The sequence below is a fragment of the Mucilaginibacter sp. P25 genome, from assembly GCF_050859465.1.
Taxonomy (GTDB): Bacteria; Bacteroidota; Bacteroidia; order Sphingobacteriales; family Sphingobacteriaceae; genus Mucilaginibacter; species Mucilaginibacter gossypii.
The window spans coordinates 1,722,024-1,735,098 of the sequence record NZ_CP193937.1; the positions used below are offsets into that span (position 1 = coordinate 1,722,024).

At 43.1% G+C, this 13,075-nt stretch carries 14 protein-coding genes; 7 read left to right on the forward strand and 7 right to left on the reverse strand.

What is annotated here, in order from left to right:
* Positions 1–68 precede the first annotated feature (68 nt).
* Together ACRQ5D_RS09100 and ACRQ5D_RS09105 are read right to left on the reverse strand one after the other, a co-directional pair.
* Positions 69–953: a DUF4349 domain-containing protein gene (locus ACRQ5D_RS09100; RefSeq protein WP_432328687.1), complete on the reverse strand. Its 885-nt coding sequence runs from the start codon at positions 951–953 to the stop codon at positions 69–71.
* A gap of 116 nt (positions 954–1,069) precedes the next feature.
* On the reverse strand, positions 1,070–1,396 hold the full coding sequence (locus ACRQ5D_RS09105; protein ID WP_091173240.1) for a nucleotide pyrophosphohydrolase: 327 nt from the start codon (positions 1,394–1,396) through the stop codon (positions 1,070–1,072).
* 140 nt (positions 1,397–1,536) lie between these two features.
* On the opposite strand from ACRQ5D_RS09105, the gene ACRQ5D_RS09110 reads away from it, so the two are divergent.
* Positions 1,537–1,905: a hypothetical protein gene (locus tag ACRQ5D_RS09110; protein ID WP_091173243.1), complete on the forward strand. Its 369-nt coding sequence runs from the start codon at positions 1,537–1,539 to the stop codon at positions 1,903–1,905.
* Positions 1,906–1,961: 56 nt separating this feature from the next.
* Here the strand turns inward: ACRQ5D_RS09110 and ACRQ5D_RS09115 are convergent, their stop codons facing one another.
* Positions 1,962–4,385, reverse strand: a complete 2,424-nt coding sequence (locus ACRQ5D_RS09115; protein ID WP_091173245.1) for an outer membrane beta-barrel protein — start codon at positions 4,383–4,385, stop codon at positions 1,962–1,964.
* A gap of 453 nt (positions 4,386–4,838) precedes the next feature.
* On the opposite strand from ACRQ5D_RS09115, the gene ACRQ5D_RS09120 reads away from it, so the two are divergent.
* The 6 genes from ACRQ5D_RS09120 to ACRQ5D_RS09145 all read left to right on the forward strand — a co-directional run bounded on the left by ACRQ5D_RS09120 (position 4,839) and on the right by ACRQ5D_RS09145 (position 9,934).
* Complete coding sequence (locus tag ACRQ5D_RS09120; RefSeq protein ID WP_431199441.1) at positions 4,839–5,282, forward strand: hypothetical protein; 444 nt, start codon at positions 4,839–4,841, stop codon at positions 5,280–5,282.
* The gene (locus tag ACRQ5D_RS09125) at positions 5,279–5,809 is read left to right on the forward strand and encodes a hypothetical protein (RefSeq protein ID WP_091173252.1); all 531 of its coding nucleotides are present in this window, start codon (positions 5,279–5,281) and stop codon (positions 5,807–5,809) included. The genes ACRQ5D_RS09120 and ACRQ5D_RS09125 overlap by 4 nt, the downstream gene beginning before the upstream one ends.
* 213 nt (positions 5,810–6,022) lie before the next feature.
* Complete coding sequence (locus tag ACRQ5D_RS09130) at positions 6,023–6,796, forward strand: glycosyltransferase family 2 protein (RefSeq protein ID WP_431199442.1); 774 nt, start codon at positions 6,023–6,025, stop codon at positions 6,794–6,796.
* A gap of 4 nt (positions 6,797–6,800) precedes the next feature.
* On the forward strand, positions 6,801–7,217 hold the full coding sequence (locus ACRQ5D_RS09135; protein ID WP_431199443.1) for a DUF2062 domain-containing protein: 417 nt from the start codon (positions 6,801–6,803) through the stop codon (positions 7,215–7,217).
* Between the two features lie 64 nt (positions 7,218–7,281).
* Positions 7,282–8,682 (forward strand): MMPL family transporter, encoded by a 1,401-nt coding sequence (locus ACRQ5D_RS09140; protein ID WP_432328690.1) that lies wholly within the window; start codon positions 7,282–7,284, stop codon positions 8,680–8,682.
* Positions 8,675–9,934 (forward strand): cation:proton antiporter, encoded by a 1,260-nt coding sequence (locus tag ACRQ5D_RS09145; protein ID WP_432328692.1) that lies wholly within the window; start codon positions 8,675–8,677, stop codon positions 9,932–9,934. Before ACRQ5D_RS09140 ends, ACRQ5D_RS09145 begins: the two co-directional genes overlap by 8 nt.
* A 16-nt stretch (positions 9,935–9,950) precedes the next feature.
* Here the strand turns inward: ACRQ5D_RS09145 and ACRQ5D_RS09150 are convergent, their stop codons facing one another.
* The 4 genes from ACRQ5D_RS09150 to ACRQ5D_RS09165 all read right to left on the reverse strand — a co-directional run bounded on the left by ACRQ5D_RS09150 (position 9,951) and on the right by ACRQ5D_RS09165 (position 13,071).
* Complete coding sequence (locus ACRQ5D_RS09150; protein ID WP_432328694.1) at positions 9,951–10,700, reverse strand: MBL fold metallo-hydrolase; 750 nt, start codon at positions 10,698–10,700, stop codon at positions 9,951–9,953.
* Positions 10,697–11,773, reverse strand: coding sequence for an NAD(P)H-dependent flavin oxidoreductase (locus tag ACRQ5D_RS09155; protein ID WP_432328696.1), 1,077 nt, complete (start codon positions 11,771–11,773; stop codon positions 10,697–10,699). Before ACRQ5D_RS09155 ends, ACRQ5D_RS09150 begins: the two co-directional genes overlap by 4 nt.
* 113 nt (positions 11,774–11,886) lie before the next feature.
* Positions 11,887–12,264 carry a nuclear transport factor 2 family protein gene (locus tag ACRQ5D_RS09160; protein ID WP_432328698.1) on the reverse strand — a complete coding sequence of 126 codons (378 nt, stop codon included), beginning with the start codon at positions 12,262–12,264 and terminating at the stop codon, positions 11,887–11,889.
* A gap of 72 nt (positions 12,265–12,336) precedes the next feature.
* A complete protein-coding gene (locus ACRQ5D_RS09165) occupies positions 12,337–13,071 on the reverse strand; it encodes an SDR family NAD(P)-dependent oxidoreductase (RefSeq protein ID WP_432328700.1) in 735 nt (244 codons plus the stop codon).
* Positions 13,072–13,075 lie beyond the last annotated feature (4 nt).

Consider the following 13,075-nt stretch of genomic DNA (forward strand, 5'->3'; position numbering starts at 1 on the left):
TAAGGTGATACCTTTTATTACTTTCGGTTTTTATAATTTTAACACTAAATTAATTTTTGCGATAATTTTTATGCCTCACTTATAATATTGGCTTTTCTACGCCTTTTCCAACGCCTGATTAATAGCAGAAAGATGATAGCGCCTATCATTAAAGGCCATAACGCTATAAGTGCGAAAAAGAGGTTTTGTAAAACTTCCCAGCCTTCGCCAATTGCGGTTTTAAATTTATAGGCGAAACCGTTACCTGTGTTTACTTCGCCCGGGTGCCGGGTATAAAAGCTGATATCAAGCGAACTGTAACTAACCTGGCTGCTCAGATAATTAAGTTGCCCCTGGGCCGAATCGATCGTTGTACGGATGCTGGCCAGCTTATCTTCTATTGCCAGCAGATCGGTCATTTTGGTGGCTTTAGCAGCGAGTTGCAGGTAACGTTGTTCTAACTGTTTGTTATTGCTGATTTCGGCGCGAACATCGATAAACTGTGTGGTTACGTCCCTGATATGAATGTTTTTTGATTCGATATGATCGGTGCTGGAAGTTAAGGTGCTTAAAAAAGCATCAAAATTTTTGGAGGGTATCCTGATTTTGAGGCTGTACTCTTTCTGATTGGTTTCGCCGCTGTTGGTTTCATTTTCTTCTGCGAGGTAACCGCCTAACTTTTTTAGAGACGAGAACAATGTTTTGTCTTGCCGCCTTAGGATTGTCGGTTTCAAAGCGGATATCGCCTTCCTTGATGATCTTTTTGGCAGTGTCGGTAATGGATAGGTTTGAAGCGGTCGGTTTATTGGCAGTACCGGCATCTTCCAGTTGATCGGCTGCTGCCATGCTTTTTCCCCGGCGGGTGGAGGAGGTACTAACTCAACGTTGGCTACATTTACTTTTTGTTCCGTTTCATGCTTGCATGACATAAGTAAAAGCAAAAAACTTATCGACAGGAAAAAATAGGTTTTCATAATAAGGTTGTTTAATTGTTTTAGATTAAACGCTTTTTGCCTTATTAAATTATATTAAACTTTAATTTTGAAGAATTTAATTTTGTTTAATTGAAATATAGAAAATTAAATTTTATCTATTTCAATTTTTCGTTATTTTTATGCCGCTCGGCATCCCGGATACTTTTCTTTTCCATATTCTTTTCCAGGGCTTCGGTTAGGTCGATGCCGGTTTGATTGGCAAGGCAAATAAGTACAAAAAGAACGTCGGCCATTTCGTCGGCCAGGTTAACTTCTGTATCTGATTTTTTGAATGATTGCTCGCCGTATTTTCTGGCCATAATGCGGGCCACTTCGCCAACTTCTTCCATTAAAATGGCGGTGTTGGTAAGCTCGTTAAAATACCGGATGCCCGTTGTTTTAATCCAGTTATCTACCAGTTGTTGTGCTTCGCTTATCTCCATAAAATAGTTTTAGTGCGGCCGAATTTCATTAAATTTTTTGGAATAAGGCGAATAGGTATATGCCGAAAACAAAATGAAAATACCTTGTAAGGTTTCGTTGCCCCGTGCGACTAAGAGGCAAACAACTTAAAAAATCAAACATGAAAACCAGATCAATCATTTCAGGCGCCCTTATCGCCATTTTTGCTGTTGCCGGCCTTTCTGTTAATGTACAGGCAAAAACATCGGCTCCTTTACATAATACCGTTGCCCTTAGTGATACCGGCAAAATGAAAAAGGATAAGATGAGTAAAGACAAAATGAGCCATGATAAAATGGCTTCGGATAAAATGGGTAAGGACAAGATGGGTTCAGACAAGATGAGCCATGATAAAATGGCATCAGACAAAATGGGCTCTGATAAAATGTCAAAAGACAAGATGGGTTCGGACAAAATGAGCCACGATAAAATGTCAAAAAGTAAAATGAGTAAAGGTAAAATGGGCAAAGACAGCTCAGGCAAAATGTAACCTTGCTTTTGTTTCGTGATTGTTTAAAGGGAGCCCGCATGAGCTCCCTTTTGCTTTTAATGGATCCTGCCTTTCTCGTCCTGGTTGCCGGTATCCTGCTTCTCTGCTTTAGCCTGACTATTCCCAAAACGATAGCTGATACCCACCAGGGCATACCTGTTGATCTGGAAGTTGGTATACTTTTGCCTTACCCCGTTTACGATTGTGGTAACTGCCGATGCACTGCTCCTGAAAACATCATTCATTACCAATGAAACATCTATTTTCTTTTTAAAAGCGGAGGCCTTAATGCCGAGGTCGAGTTTATAATAAGCATCGCTTCTGCCGATGTGATCAATCTCCGGGAACTGGTACCAGAAATTTACCGCTCCTGAAAAGCTTTTATCCGCATTAAAATAAATGTTATTGTTGGTAGCGATATAAGCTCCAAACCCGCTAATGCCTTTTACTGCAGCAAACGCCGATTTTGCATCGGTATGATAAAAAGTGAACTGGTTATTATTATCAAGCCAGCTAAGCAATTGCATCGAATAATTTTCGGAAATACCTACCCGGTAAGTTTTAATAAAATTGAGCGGCGTGGTATAAACCAGGTTGGTATCTGCCCGGGCAATGGTCACATTGTTGAAACCATTGTTGGTAACGTTTAAAAATATGGCCGATGTAAGCCTGTTTTTGTAGGTATGCGAAAGCTCAAAATTGGTATTATATTCTGGTTGAAGATAGGGGTTGCCTTCGCCATAGCTATAAGCTGTAAACAGGCTCTTGAATGGGTTAAGATTCCAGAAAGTTGGCCGGTTAACCCGCCTGCCAAAATTTAGCGATAAGCTGTGATTAACAGCTGCCTGGTAACTCACCGTTGCCGATGGAAACAACCTTGTGTAATTATTAATGGTAGTTTGGTTAAGCGTGTGCGAGTAGCCTTTGGTTTCGGTGCGCTCTGCCCGCAAGCCGGCCTGGTACTTCCATTTACCATCCTCGCGGTTTATGCTGCCATAAACAGATTGGGTATTTTCGGTATAGGTAAATTCATTGCTTAAGTTCGGGTCATACTTTAGCGAATCGTTGGTTGCGTTTTTATAATAAAAAGCGTTGCTGTAATTGTTGATAAAGCTGAGCTTACCGCCAAACGCAAAGCGGGCATATTTGGTTGGCAAAAGCGCATCGGCCTTGAATGTATAAATGTTGATGTCCTGCTTATTGGTATCATGGTAGCGATTACGACTGGCTGCATTCAATGATCTGTCAGCGAGATAAGTGTTGCTCTCAAAGTCCGATCTGTCGGTGCGGTAATAGTTAAAATAGTCGGCATTAAGTACCAGTTTAGCACCTGATGTATCCAGGCTGATGGTGCTATGCAGGTTACCTGCATTGCTGATAGCCACCGGGTGATAGGTGGCATAGGTTCTTAATGTTGAATCGATAGTACCGGTAGTGTTGTTAATGATGGGGTTATTCACATGGTCAGATCCATCATAAGTGTTTTTACCGCCCTGGTAATTTACGCCTATAGTAACCCTCGGACTAAACCGGTAATCGGCACCGGCAATGACGTTTAAATTATGATAGCGATAGTTGCCGGTATCGGTTTGCAGCCAGGTTTGTTTGGGGTAATAAATATCGGTTTCAAAGCCTTCCAATTCGTGGTCGTGATCAACGTTTACGCTGGCATATGCGGAGAGTTTGGCCGAATTGTAATTAATATCGCCGCTGGCATTTAACCACCAGTAATTGCTGGTACCATAAACCGAGGCGGGGCTATGCAACCATTGCTTATCATTGATCTGTACACTGCCCGCATAGCCATGTTTTTTGCTATGTTTGAGCGTGATGTTGATCAATCCGGCGTTGCCCTCAGCATCATAAGCAGCCCCCGGGTTTTTAATTACCTCAATACTGCCCACCTGGCTTGCAGATAATGAGCGCAGGTAACGGAGCAGATCGGTTCCAGCCAGTTGAACCAATCTTTCGTTCACCATAACTTTAACGCTGCCTTTACCAACAATGCTCAGGTCATTATCGCCAACTTTTATACCCGGCACTCGACCAATAACCGTAAGTGCATCAGCCCCGGCCGATGTGGCACTGGTGGATACGTTGTAAACCAGCTTGTCGTTTTTGTTCTCAACAGATGCTTTGCTCGCGGTTACGGTTACTTCGTTCAACTGTGTGGTATTATCAGGGAGGGTAATAGATACCGAGGTATCTTGTTGCAAGTTTAATTTAAGTTTGGTTTTTTGATAGCCGGTGAAGGTGATAGTTAAATGATAGGTCCCTTTATCAACGTCAGTAAAACTAAATAGCCCGACGGAATCGGTTTGCACTACCCTTGTTTGCTCTGAATTTTGCTGTTGCAGGTTAACCACAGCAAAAGCCACAGGAACTTTAGAATTGTCGACAATTTTACCGCTGACTTTTACCTGGGCAAACAGGCTGCTATAAATTAAACAAAAAAATAAAAAGCTGTAGATATGTTTCAAGCCGGGACGGGGATGAGGTTTATAATTCCGTAAATTAAATAAAAAACCGCCGCAAATTGTTTAGCGGCGGTTCTGTTTTATTTAAAGTGGTATCCCGTGAAGAGGGTTGATGTTATGTATCACTTCTTACATGTTCCAATTTCCCGTTTTCGGTAATGTGGTATTCGGAACGCAGAAGGGCATCCGTGTTGATGTTATTGTCTTTCTTTTTTCTTTTCCGGGGACCTGAAACGGCCAATATAATAACCGCCAGGAACAGGGTGATCTTTATCAAACTCACTAACATGGGGAGATGTATTTATATGCTTCATTGTGTTGATTGATTTAATGATTGTTTTTTATTCAATTTAGTTTGATTGTAAAATAAGAAAATAAAATAAGTTGTTTTTAACCCAGGTGAAAATTAGTATGATTTTTTGTGCCGATATTTAACCTTATTGCACTTTGTTAATTATGGCCGATAAGCAACAGGTATTAAACGAACTTCTTGGCAATTTTGCCGGTATGTCTGAAAACGACGTGGCGGTTAGCTTGCCGTATTGGCGCACCCGTAAAATTGAGAAAGGCGATTTTTTTAACATGCAGAACATTGTATGTACCGATCTTGCGCTTATTAACAAAGGTCTGTTCCAGATCTACTACGTATACCCCGAAACTCAGGAAGAAAAGAACATCTACTTTTTTCGGAAAGGCAGTTCCTGGTATCATTCCGCAGTTTTATCAATCAATACCCTTGCGCATATTATATCCAGGCGATGGAGGATGCCGAGATCATCTCCATCAACTATAATGATCTTCAATATCTTTACTCCACGCCAACCGGCTGGCAACCTTTTGATAAATTCTCCATTCATCAAAAAAATGATAGTTTTGATAGTTGACCTTGTCGCGAAATGAAGAACGCTAAAATTCAGAAACTCTTTATTCACTACGAAGAGCTTAAATATTGGGAAAGAGTTGTTTTCGTGGTCTATGCTATTGTAACTCTCTGCCTCGCATCCTCCCGGCTGTTTTTTAGCGAAGGAGTTAGGCAAACAGTAATCTTTATGTATGCCACATTAACGCAGGCTTTTTTATACATTTTTCTATATGTATCATTAAAAAATTTCAGATCATATTTGATCTGGTTATGTTTTGGTACAGTACATGTTTTTCTCTACCTATATTTTAAGGGAGATAATGATTTGGAATTGCCTAATGGAACAGCTTCCGGGCCACTGCTCAATACGATCCCTCTACTATTGCTTTTTCAACTTTTAAGATTTCTTAGCAGAGAGTTTCAGAAACGAGATTTTGTTGTTCCTACTAAAGGTGGAGGGCCCGATTTAATCGAGAACAAGCAACTTACGGCAGCTGATTATATACTTTTTACAGTTTATATGGCTTCATTTTGTGGACTTAGCTTCCTTTCAGTGCATTATTAAACCTACTTACATGTTTTGTGAAATCATAGTAGTTAGTTGAGGCGGGGGCGGTTTTTCCTTAACGTTCACCATAACAGTTTATAAAATACTTCACACTAAAAATTAACGTTTAATTTAAGCCGAAACAATAACTTTGTAAAGTATTAAACGTAAACCCACAAAACCCATTGATAAAAACCTGGACTGAAGCCGGTACGTGCGATTGAATGATATATGACGGATAATTTAGAACTTATACAGGCAAAGTTTAAACAATTACAGGTATGCGTTATTATACCCACCTATAATAACCAGGGTACGCTGCCCGCTGTTATTACCGATGTGTTAGCTTATACCGATCAGGTTATTGTGGTAAATGATGGCTCGACCGATAGTACTCCTGCCATTATTCAATCATTCCCGCAAATAAAATCAGTTAGCTATACCCAGAATGTAGGCAAGGGCTGGGCCTTACACAAAGCATTTGAATTTGCAACCGAACAGGGTTATCAACATGCTATCACTATCGATTCAGACGGGCAACATTTTGCTACCGACCTGCCTGCTTTTATTGAAAAACTGGAACAGGAACCGGATTCGCTGATTATTGGTTCGTGTAATATGGAGCAATCGTCGGTGCCGGGTAAAAGCAGTTTCGGGCATAAGTTTTCTAACTTTTGGTTTTGGGTGGAGACAGGCATTAAATGTCCGGATACGCAATCGGGTTATCGCTTGTACCCGATTCACCTCCTAAAAAACAGCAAATTCATCACCCGTAAATACGAGTTTGAAATAGAGGTAATAGTTCGTGCCGCCTGGAAAGGTATCAAGATAGATTGGGTTCCGGTAAAGGTTTATTATGCCCCGAAAGAAATACGGGTATCGCATTTTCGCCCTTTTCAGGATTTTTCGCGCATTAGTGTACTCAACACTGTACTGGTTATCATAACTTTCGCATACATCAAACCCCGCGATTTTTTCAGGACGCTTTTTGATAAAAAAAGCTAAGCTAATGTTCAAAAACCTGTTTTTTAACCCTGAACACTCGCATCAGTTAAAAGCTAAATCTGTAGCTTTTGGCGTTTTTATGGGGATTGTGCCTATCTGGGGTTTCCAGTTGTTGGTGGCTATTTCGCTGGCCTTCCTGTTCAGGCTCAACAAGGCCATCGTGGTTACGGCTGCCCACATCAGCGTTGCGCCCATGATCCCGGTTATTATTTTTCTGAGTTATAAAACCGGTAGCCTGTGGATGGGCGGCAAGGATGTGGATATCCCATTGGATAAAATTTCGCTTAAATCCATTGGCGAACATTTGGAACAATATCTTTACGGCAGCATTTCGCTGGCAATTTTTGCGGGTATTATAGCGGGATTCCTCACTTTTGCGTTATTGAAGCTGTTTAAGCGGAGGCCAGTCCCCGCCCTGTAATTCATGGAAAAATCCTGGTAGGTATCTATAATTATTTCAATGCCCGCAAGCCGTTGTTTATACAGTGTTTGCGTTAAGTTTTGTGCTTATCGGTTTTTTTGCTTCGCGGATAAGGTTTGAGGAGGATATTTCCAAAATACTGCCGAAGGATAAAAAGATAGAGAAGCTCAACTATATTTTTCAAAACTCCAAGTTTGTTGATAAGCTGGTGATAATGGTATCGCTTAAAGATTCCACGCAGCAGCAACCCGATAGCCTCATCGCTTTTGCTGATAGCTTTACGGAAATCGTTCAGCAGAAACTTCCCCGTTATGTAAGTAAGATCAATGCAAAGGTTGATGACGGGTTGGTGCTGGCGCTTTTTGGCACTATTAATAAAAAACTGCCCATTTACCTTACCGAGTGCTATTATTTAAATATTGACACACTTATCCGCCCCGATCAGGTAAAAGAAACCCTTGCCCGCGATTTGCGCACACTAACCTCGCCTGCTGGATTGGCGCTGAAAAGCATGATCAGTGCCGACCCGGTTGGCATCTCATACCTCGGTCTAAAAAAATTACAACAGCTGCAATACGACGAAAAATTTGAACTGTATGATAGCTATGTGATGACCAAAGATCACAAAAACCTGTTGCTGTTTATTACGCCAAAATATTCGCCCAATAACACCGGCGAGAACGCGATAATGCTTAAAGGCATCGACCAGGTTATCGATAGTTTACAAACTAAAAGCTTTAAATCAGTTGATTGCAGCTATTTCGGTACCACAGCCGTATCGGTAGGTAACGCCCTGCAATTGCGTAAGGATTCCATGTTTACGCAGGGCATTACGGTGGTTTTCCTGATCGTGTTCCTGGGTTTTTATTTTAGGAAAAAGCGGGCTCCTGTGGTGATACTGGTGCCGGTTTTGTTTGGTGCATTGTTTTCGCTGGCTGTGGTTTACTTTGTAAAAGGCAGTATTTCGGTAATAGCTTTAGGTACGGGTTCGGTGGTGTTGGGGGGCGCGGTTAATTACTCGCTGCATGTGTTTAACCATTACCGGCATACCCGCAGTATTGAGCAGGTAATTCGTGATTTGGCTATGCCGCTTACCGTGGGCAGTTTTACTACTATCGGCGGTTTTTTCTCCCTGGAATTTGTAGAGTCGAAAATGCTGAAAGATCTTGGTCTGTTTGCGGCCTTTAGTTTGATCGGCGCTTCATTTTGCTCGCTGGTGTTCCTGCCGCATTTTATCGCGTCAAAAAAAGAACAAAATCAGCATACAGCGCAGCTTTCGTGGATTGATAGGCTATCGGCCTATAACCCCGAGTACAATAAGTTTATTATTTCAACTATTGTCATTCTTACCGTAGTAAGCACGACGAGATGCAGAAATTACAATTCCCTGAAGCGGTACGCAAGCCTGTTAAGTTTATCGATAAAAGAAAGTAGCTATTATGTGCTAACTTTGCCCCATGCATAATGCCGATATCCTGGGCCGGTTAACACAACAGCTTGAGCTGCCATTTAGTAACCCGGTACTTGTTTTTTCGCTGATATTGTTGATCATATTACTTGCTCCAATCATCATGGGCAAGTTCAAAATTCCCGGTATTGTGGGTTTTATTATGGCTGGCATAGCGGTTGGTCCGCATGGGTTAAACCTGCTCACCAAAAACTCGGCGGTTGAGCTGTTCTCTACCATCGGGCTGCTCTATATTATGTTCATTGCCGGCATCGAGCTTGATCTGAACGAGTTTAAGCAGAAGAAACATAAAAGCTTTGTGTTTGGCTTCTTTACTTTCTGCATCCCAATACTCATCGGTTTTCCTGTTTGTTATTATGCGCTCGGTTATTCGTTAATAACATCGGCCTTAACGGCCAGTATGTTTGCCACGCATACACTCGTGGCCTATCCCATAGTGAGCAAATATGGCGTCGCAAAAAATGAGGCCGTCGCCATAAGTGTAGGGGGCACCATATTGACCGATACCGCCGTACTGATTTTGCTGCCTGTAATTATGGGCGCTAAGGATGGGGGGCTGGGGTTCGGCTTCTGGCTGCAGCTGATGATCTCGCTTTCGATATTCGCGTTCATTATGTTTGTGCTGATCCCGCCGTTGGCAAACTGGTTTTTTAACCGCTATCGCGATAGTAAAACACTGCCATATGTGTTTGTGCTTTTTATTGTGTTTGTGTCGGCCTTTTTATCCCAGCTGGCAGGGGTTGAACCCATTATAGGGGCCTTTGTGGCGGGGCTTGCTTTAAATAAAGCAGTACAGCAGTCATCAACCCTAATGAGCAGGATCGATTTTGTGGGTAATGCCATATTTATTCCATTCTTCCTGATCAGTGTAGGCATGCTGGTTGATTTGCGTGTGCTGGGCCGCGGACCGCAGGCTACCATTGTGGCAGTAAGCTTAACGCTTGGAGCCTTGCTGGGTAAATGGCTGGCGGCATTATCTACCCAAAAAATATTCAAATATTCGGGCATACAGCGCAACCTCATTTTCGGTTTAAGCAGTGCACATGCCGCGGCTACCCTTGCCATTATTTTAGTGGGATACAAGGCGCAGATTATTGACGACAATATCCTGAACGGCACCATTATATTGATACTGGTTACCTGCGTGGTTGCATCATTTGCTACAGAGCGCGCCGCTAAAAAGGTGGTTGCATCAATTGAAGAACCCGAAATTTTATCAGAACCCCAAATTACCGGCCACGAGCGGTAATGATACCAGTAATTGGTTATAAACTTGTTTTTACGCCCGGCTCTAAAATCCTGAGCTGGCCGCCAATACCCAGCGCGTTAAATGATTGCTGCAGCATCTCGCCCGTTTCGGTATAATGCGACCAGCCCTCAAAATGCACCGGAATGATTGTAGCATCAGGAAAGGCAAAAGCGGTATCAATAGCATCATTGGTGCCCATAGTTACATTGAACGGGCCGCGGGGCTTGGCTGCCCCGGCAAATATGAATACATATTGAGGTTTAAATTTTTCTGCAACCTCCTTTACACCATCATAAAACACGGTATCGCCGGTGATATAGATCTGGAGCCCGGCGATAGTTATAATAAAACCCGTTACATCGCCGGTAAGTTTTTCGCTGCCAGCGGGGCCATGCCTTGCAGGTGTGCCGGTTATAACCACTTCATCGTTAAGCGCTATGCTTTCCCATGGTGCCAGGCCAAGGGCATTGCCGCCTAATCTTTCGGCTCCTATTTTGGTGGTTAATGTTTTATCAACCTGTTTAAGCAGCTCCCGGCCGGCGTGGTCAAGATTATCGCCGTGCTGGTCATGACTTAGTAAAACCACATCTATTTTACCGATGTCGGTAGTAGCCGGGCCTTCGGTTTTATGGTAGGCAGGCTTATCGTTGATCATGAATTGCTCACCCGCGGGGTCAAGCGTAGGGTCGGTCATGAGCCTTAAGCCGCCGATCTCCAAAATGATGGTTGGTCCACCCAGGTAGGTTACATTAACTTCGTTTTTCATGGGTTCATAATTTTAGTAGTGTCTTCAATTAATGATTGCATCAGCGCGGTGGCATTGGTGTGTTTCAATATTGGTGCTATCTGTCCGCCCCAAAACAAAATCATATCCCATTTTTGCTGCTCAAGCGCCGCTTTTCTCAACGGCGACATAAAAGTTGTTTGCAGGGGAAAGGGTAAAAATCCCGCTTCCTTTCCGGCCAGGTCTTTAGCAACCCTGCTGGTAATACCCCGGCCAAGCCTGCCGGTAAACGCGCGGGATAAGGTAGTATATTTCGCTGCATCTGAGAACAGCATTTGCCTGTGGATAGGAAGCGCACCCGATTCATCAACGGCCAAAAAAGCAGTCCCTATCTGTACAGCATCGGCACCTAATGTTAAGGCTCCGGCTACCCCCCGGCCATTAGCAATGCCCCCAGCGGCAATAACGGGCACTTTTACTTTCTCCTTAATTAATTGAAGTAACACAAAAGTACCGGTGGTTGATGATTCGGCGGGGGCAAGGAATGATGGCCTGTGACCGCCCGCTTCAAAGCCCGAGGCTATGATCAGGTCCACCCCGCTTGCCTCCAATGCTATAGCCTCATCCAGCGTGGTAGCTGCGCCTACAGTAACGATGCCTAACTTACGGCACTGCTCCATCACATCGGCAGGCAACGTGCCAAACATAAAGCTGAATACTTTTGGGCGTAGGTCAAGGATCACCTGCAACTGGTTTTTAAATCGTAATTTAAACGGAGCCGGTTTAGCGGGCAACGGGATCCCGGCTTCATCAAAATAGGGTTTAAACAATTGTGTTGCATGTTCATACTGCGCATCGGTAGCTGCACCGTCAGGTGCATCGGTTTCCGAAACCCATATGTTAATGTTGTACGGTTTATTGGTTGCTGCTTTGATCTGTTTATCTACCGCTGCAATTTCGGGCGCGCTCAGGGTGTAAGCCCCGTAGCCGCCCAGCCCGCCGGCATTTGATACCGCGGCAACCAATTCAACCGACGATAAATTACCGCCAAAAGGCCCTTGTAAAATCGGGTAATCAATACCCAGCATTTCCGATGCTTTTGTGTTATACCACATGATTTTAGTATTAAGTGGATAGTACTAAGTCTGAAGTCACAAGTCTGATTTTCTTTTTCTGCACTTAGAGCTTACGACTTTAGACTAAAGGTCAATTTATCACTCAAACGAAATTAATTCGTATCGCTGATCATTTTATTTACAATGAGCCACTTGCCGTCGAGTTTATGGAACGATAAAAACTCATGATAGTTATAATCGTACATTTTTACCTGTACTTCGGCAACTGCAATTGAATTTACTGCTTTAACAGAAATGATTTTCCCGTTAAATGGTTTGCCCGAATCCTTAGGGCTTACCCTGTTTTTTACCCCATCCAAATAAACATCCAATGTTTTGGCATAAGGCTGTCCTTTTACATCGCCAAAAAGCAGGGTGCCGGCATTCATTACCTGGTTTAACAAATCCAAATTACCTTCATAAATCCCTTTGAAGTAGTAATTTTCAAGCGCCTGTTCAATGGCAGCTTTGCTTTGATCGTTAGTTTCCATTTTTATTGATAAATTAAACATTATGCCTGCCGCTAAGCAAGGCATAATGCAATTGCTAAAAGAATTTTACACTCAATTTAAATTATGGCCTGCTGCCATGCCACCATCAACATTGATAATGGCCCCGCTGATGAAATTGTTTTTGGCAACGGCGTACACCATTTGGGCTACGTCCTCAACTTCGCCCACCCGGTTCAGCAGGTGTAATCCTGCGCTTTGGTCGGCATCATCACCGTGCATTGGGGTACGGATAGTACCGGGCGCAATGGTATTTACCCGGATATTATCTTTACCAAACTCGCCGGCCAGTTGTATAGTAAGCGCGTGTATTGCACCTTTTGATGCCATTTGTGCTGTAATGGGAACTCCGCCAAGAGCATGGTTAACCAATGGTGTACCTATATTGATCACCACACCATCATGCTGTTTAAGCATTTGCGTAATCGCGGCCTGGGTGGTGAAGTAAGTACCTTTAAGGTTGGTGTTTAAAAAACGGTCGAGGTAGGCTTCATCAACTTCAAGAAACGGCCTGGTTTCAAAAATACCGGCGTTGTTGATCAGCACATCTACGCTTCCAAATTTATCAAGGGCTGTTTGGGCCAGGTTTTCTCCTGTGGCTTTATCGCTTACATTTCCGGCAACCATGGCCAGGTTATCACCTGCGCCCAGCTCCTGGTAAACAGCTTCCAGTTTATCGGCAGTTGTTGAGTTGATGACTACGTTATCGCCCTTTTCTAAAAAATAACGGGCTATTTCTTTACCGATACCGGATGATGCTCCGGTAACGATTATTGTTTGCTTTTTCATTTTC

Coding starts and splice junctions, on each gene's coding strand:
- ACRQ5D_RS09100 (WP_432328687.1), bottom strand. CDS start 953: ATGAAAACCTATTTTTTCCTGTCGATAAGTTTTTTGCTTTTACTTATG.
- ACRQ5D_RS09105 (WP_091173240.1), bottom strand. CDS start 1,396: ATGGAGATAAGCGAAGCACAACAACTGGTAGATAACTGGATTAAAACA.
- ACRQ5D_RS09110 (WP_091173243.1), top strand. CDS start 1,537: ATGAAAACCAGATCAATCATTTCAGGCGCCCTTATCGCCATTTTTGCT.
- ACRQ5D_RS09120 (WP_431199441.1), top strand. CDS start 4,839: ATGGCCGATAAGCAACAGGTATTAAACGAACTTCTTGGCAATTTTGCC.
- ACRQ5D_RS09125 (WP_091173252.1), top strand. CDS start 5,279: ATGAAGAACGCTAAAATTCAGAAACTCTTTATTCACTACGAAGAGCTT.
- ACRQ5D_RS09130 (WP_431199442.1), top strand. CDS start 6,023: ATGACGGATAATTTAGAACTTATACAGGCAAAGTTTAAACAATTACAG.
- ACRQ5D_RS09135 (WP_431199443.1), top strand. CDS start 6,801: ATGTTCAAAAACCTGTTTTTTAACCCTGAACACTCGCATCAGTTAAAA.
- ACRQ5D_RS09145 (WP_432328692.1), top strand. CDS start 8,675: ATGCATAATGCCGATATCCTGGGCCGGTTAACACAACAGCTTGAGCTG.
- ACRQ5D_RS09150 (WP_432328694.1), bottom strand. CDS start 10,700: ATGAAAAACGAAGTTAATGTAACCTACCTGGGTGGACCAACCATCATT.
- ACRQ5D_RS09155 (WP_432328696.1), bottom strand. CDS start 11,773: ATGTGGTATAACACAAAAGCATCGGAAATGCTGGGTATTGATTACCCG.
- ACRQ5D_RS09160 (WP_432328698.1), bottom strand. CDS start 12,264: ATGGAAACTAACGATCAAAGCAAAGCTGCCATTGAACAGGCGCTTGAA.
- ACRQ5D_RS09165 (WP_432328700.1), bottom strand. CDS start 13,071: ATGAAAAAGCAAACAATAATCGTTACCGGAGCATCATCCGGTATCGGT.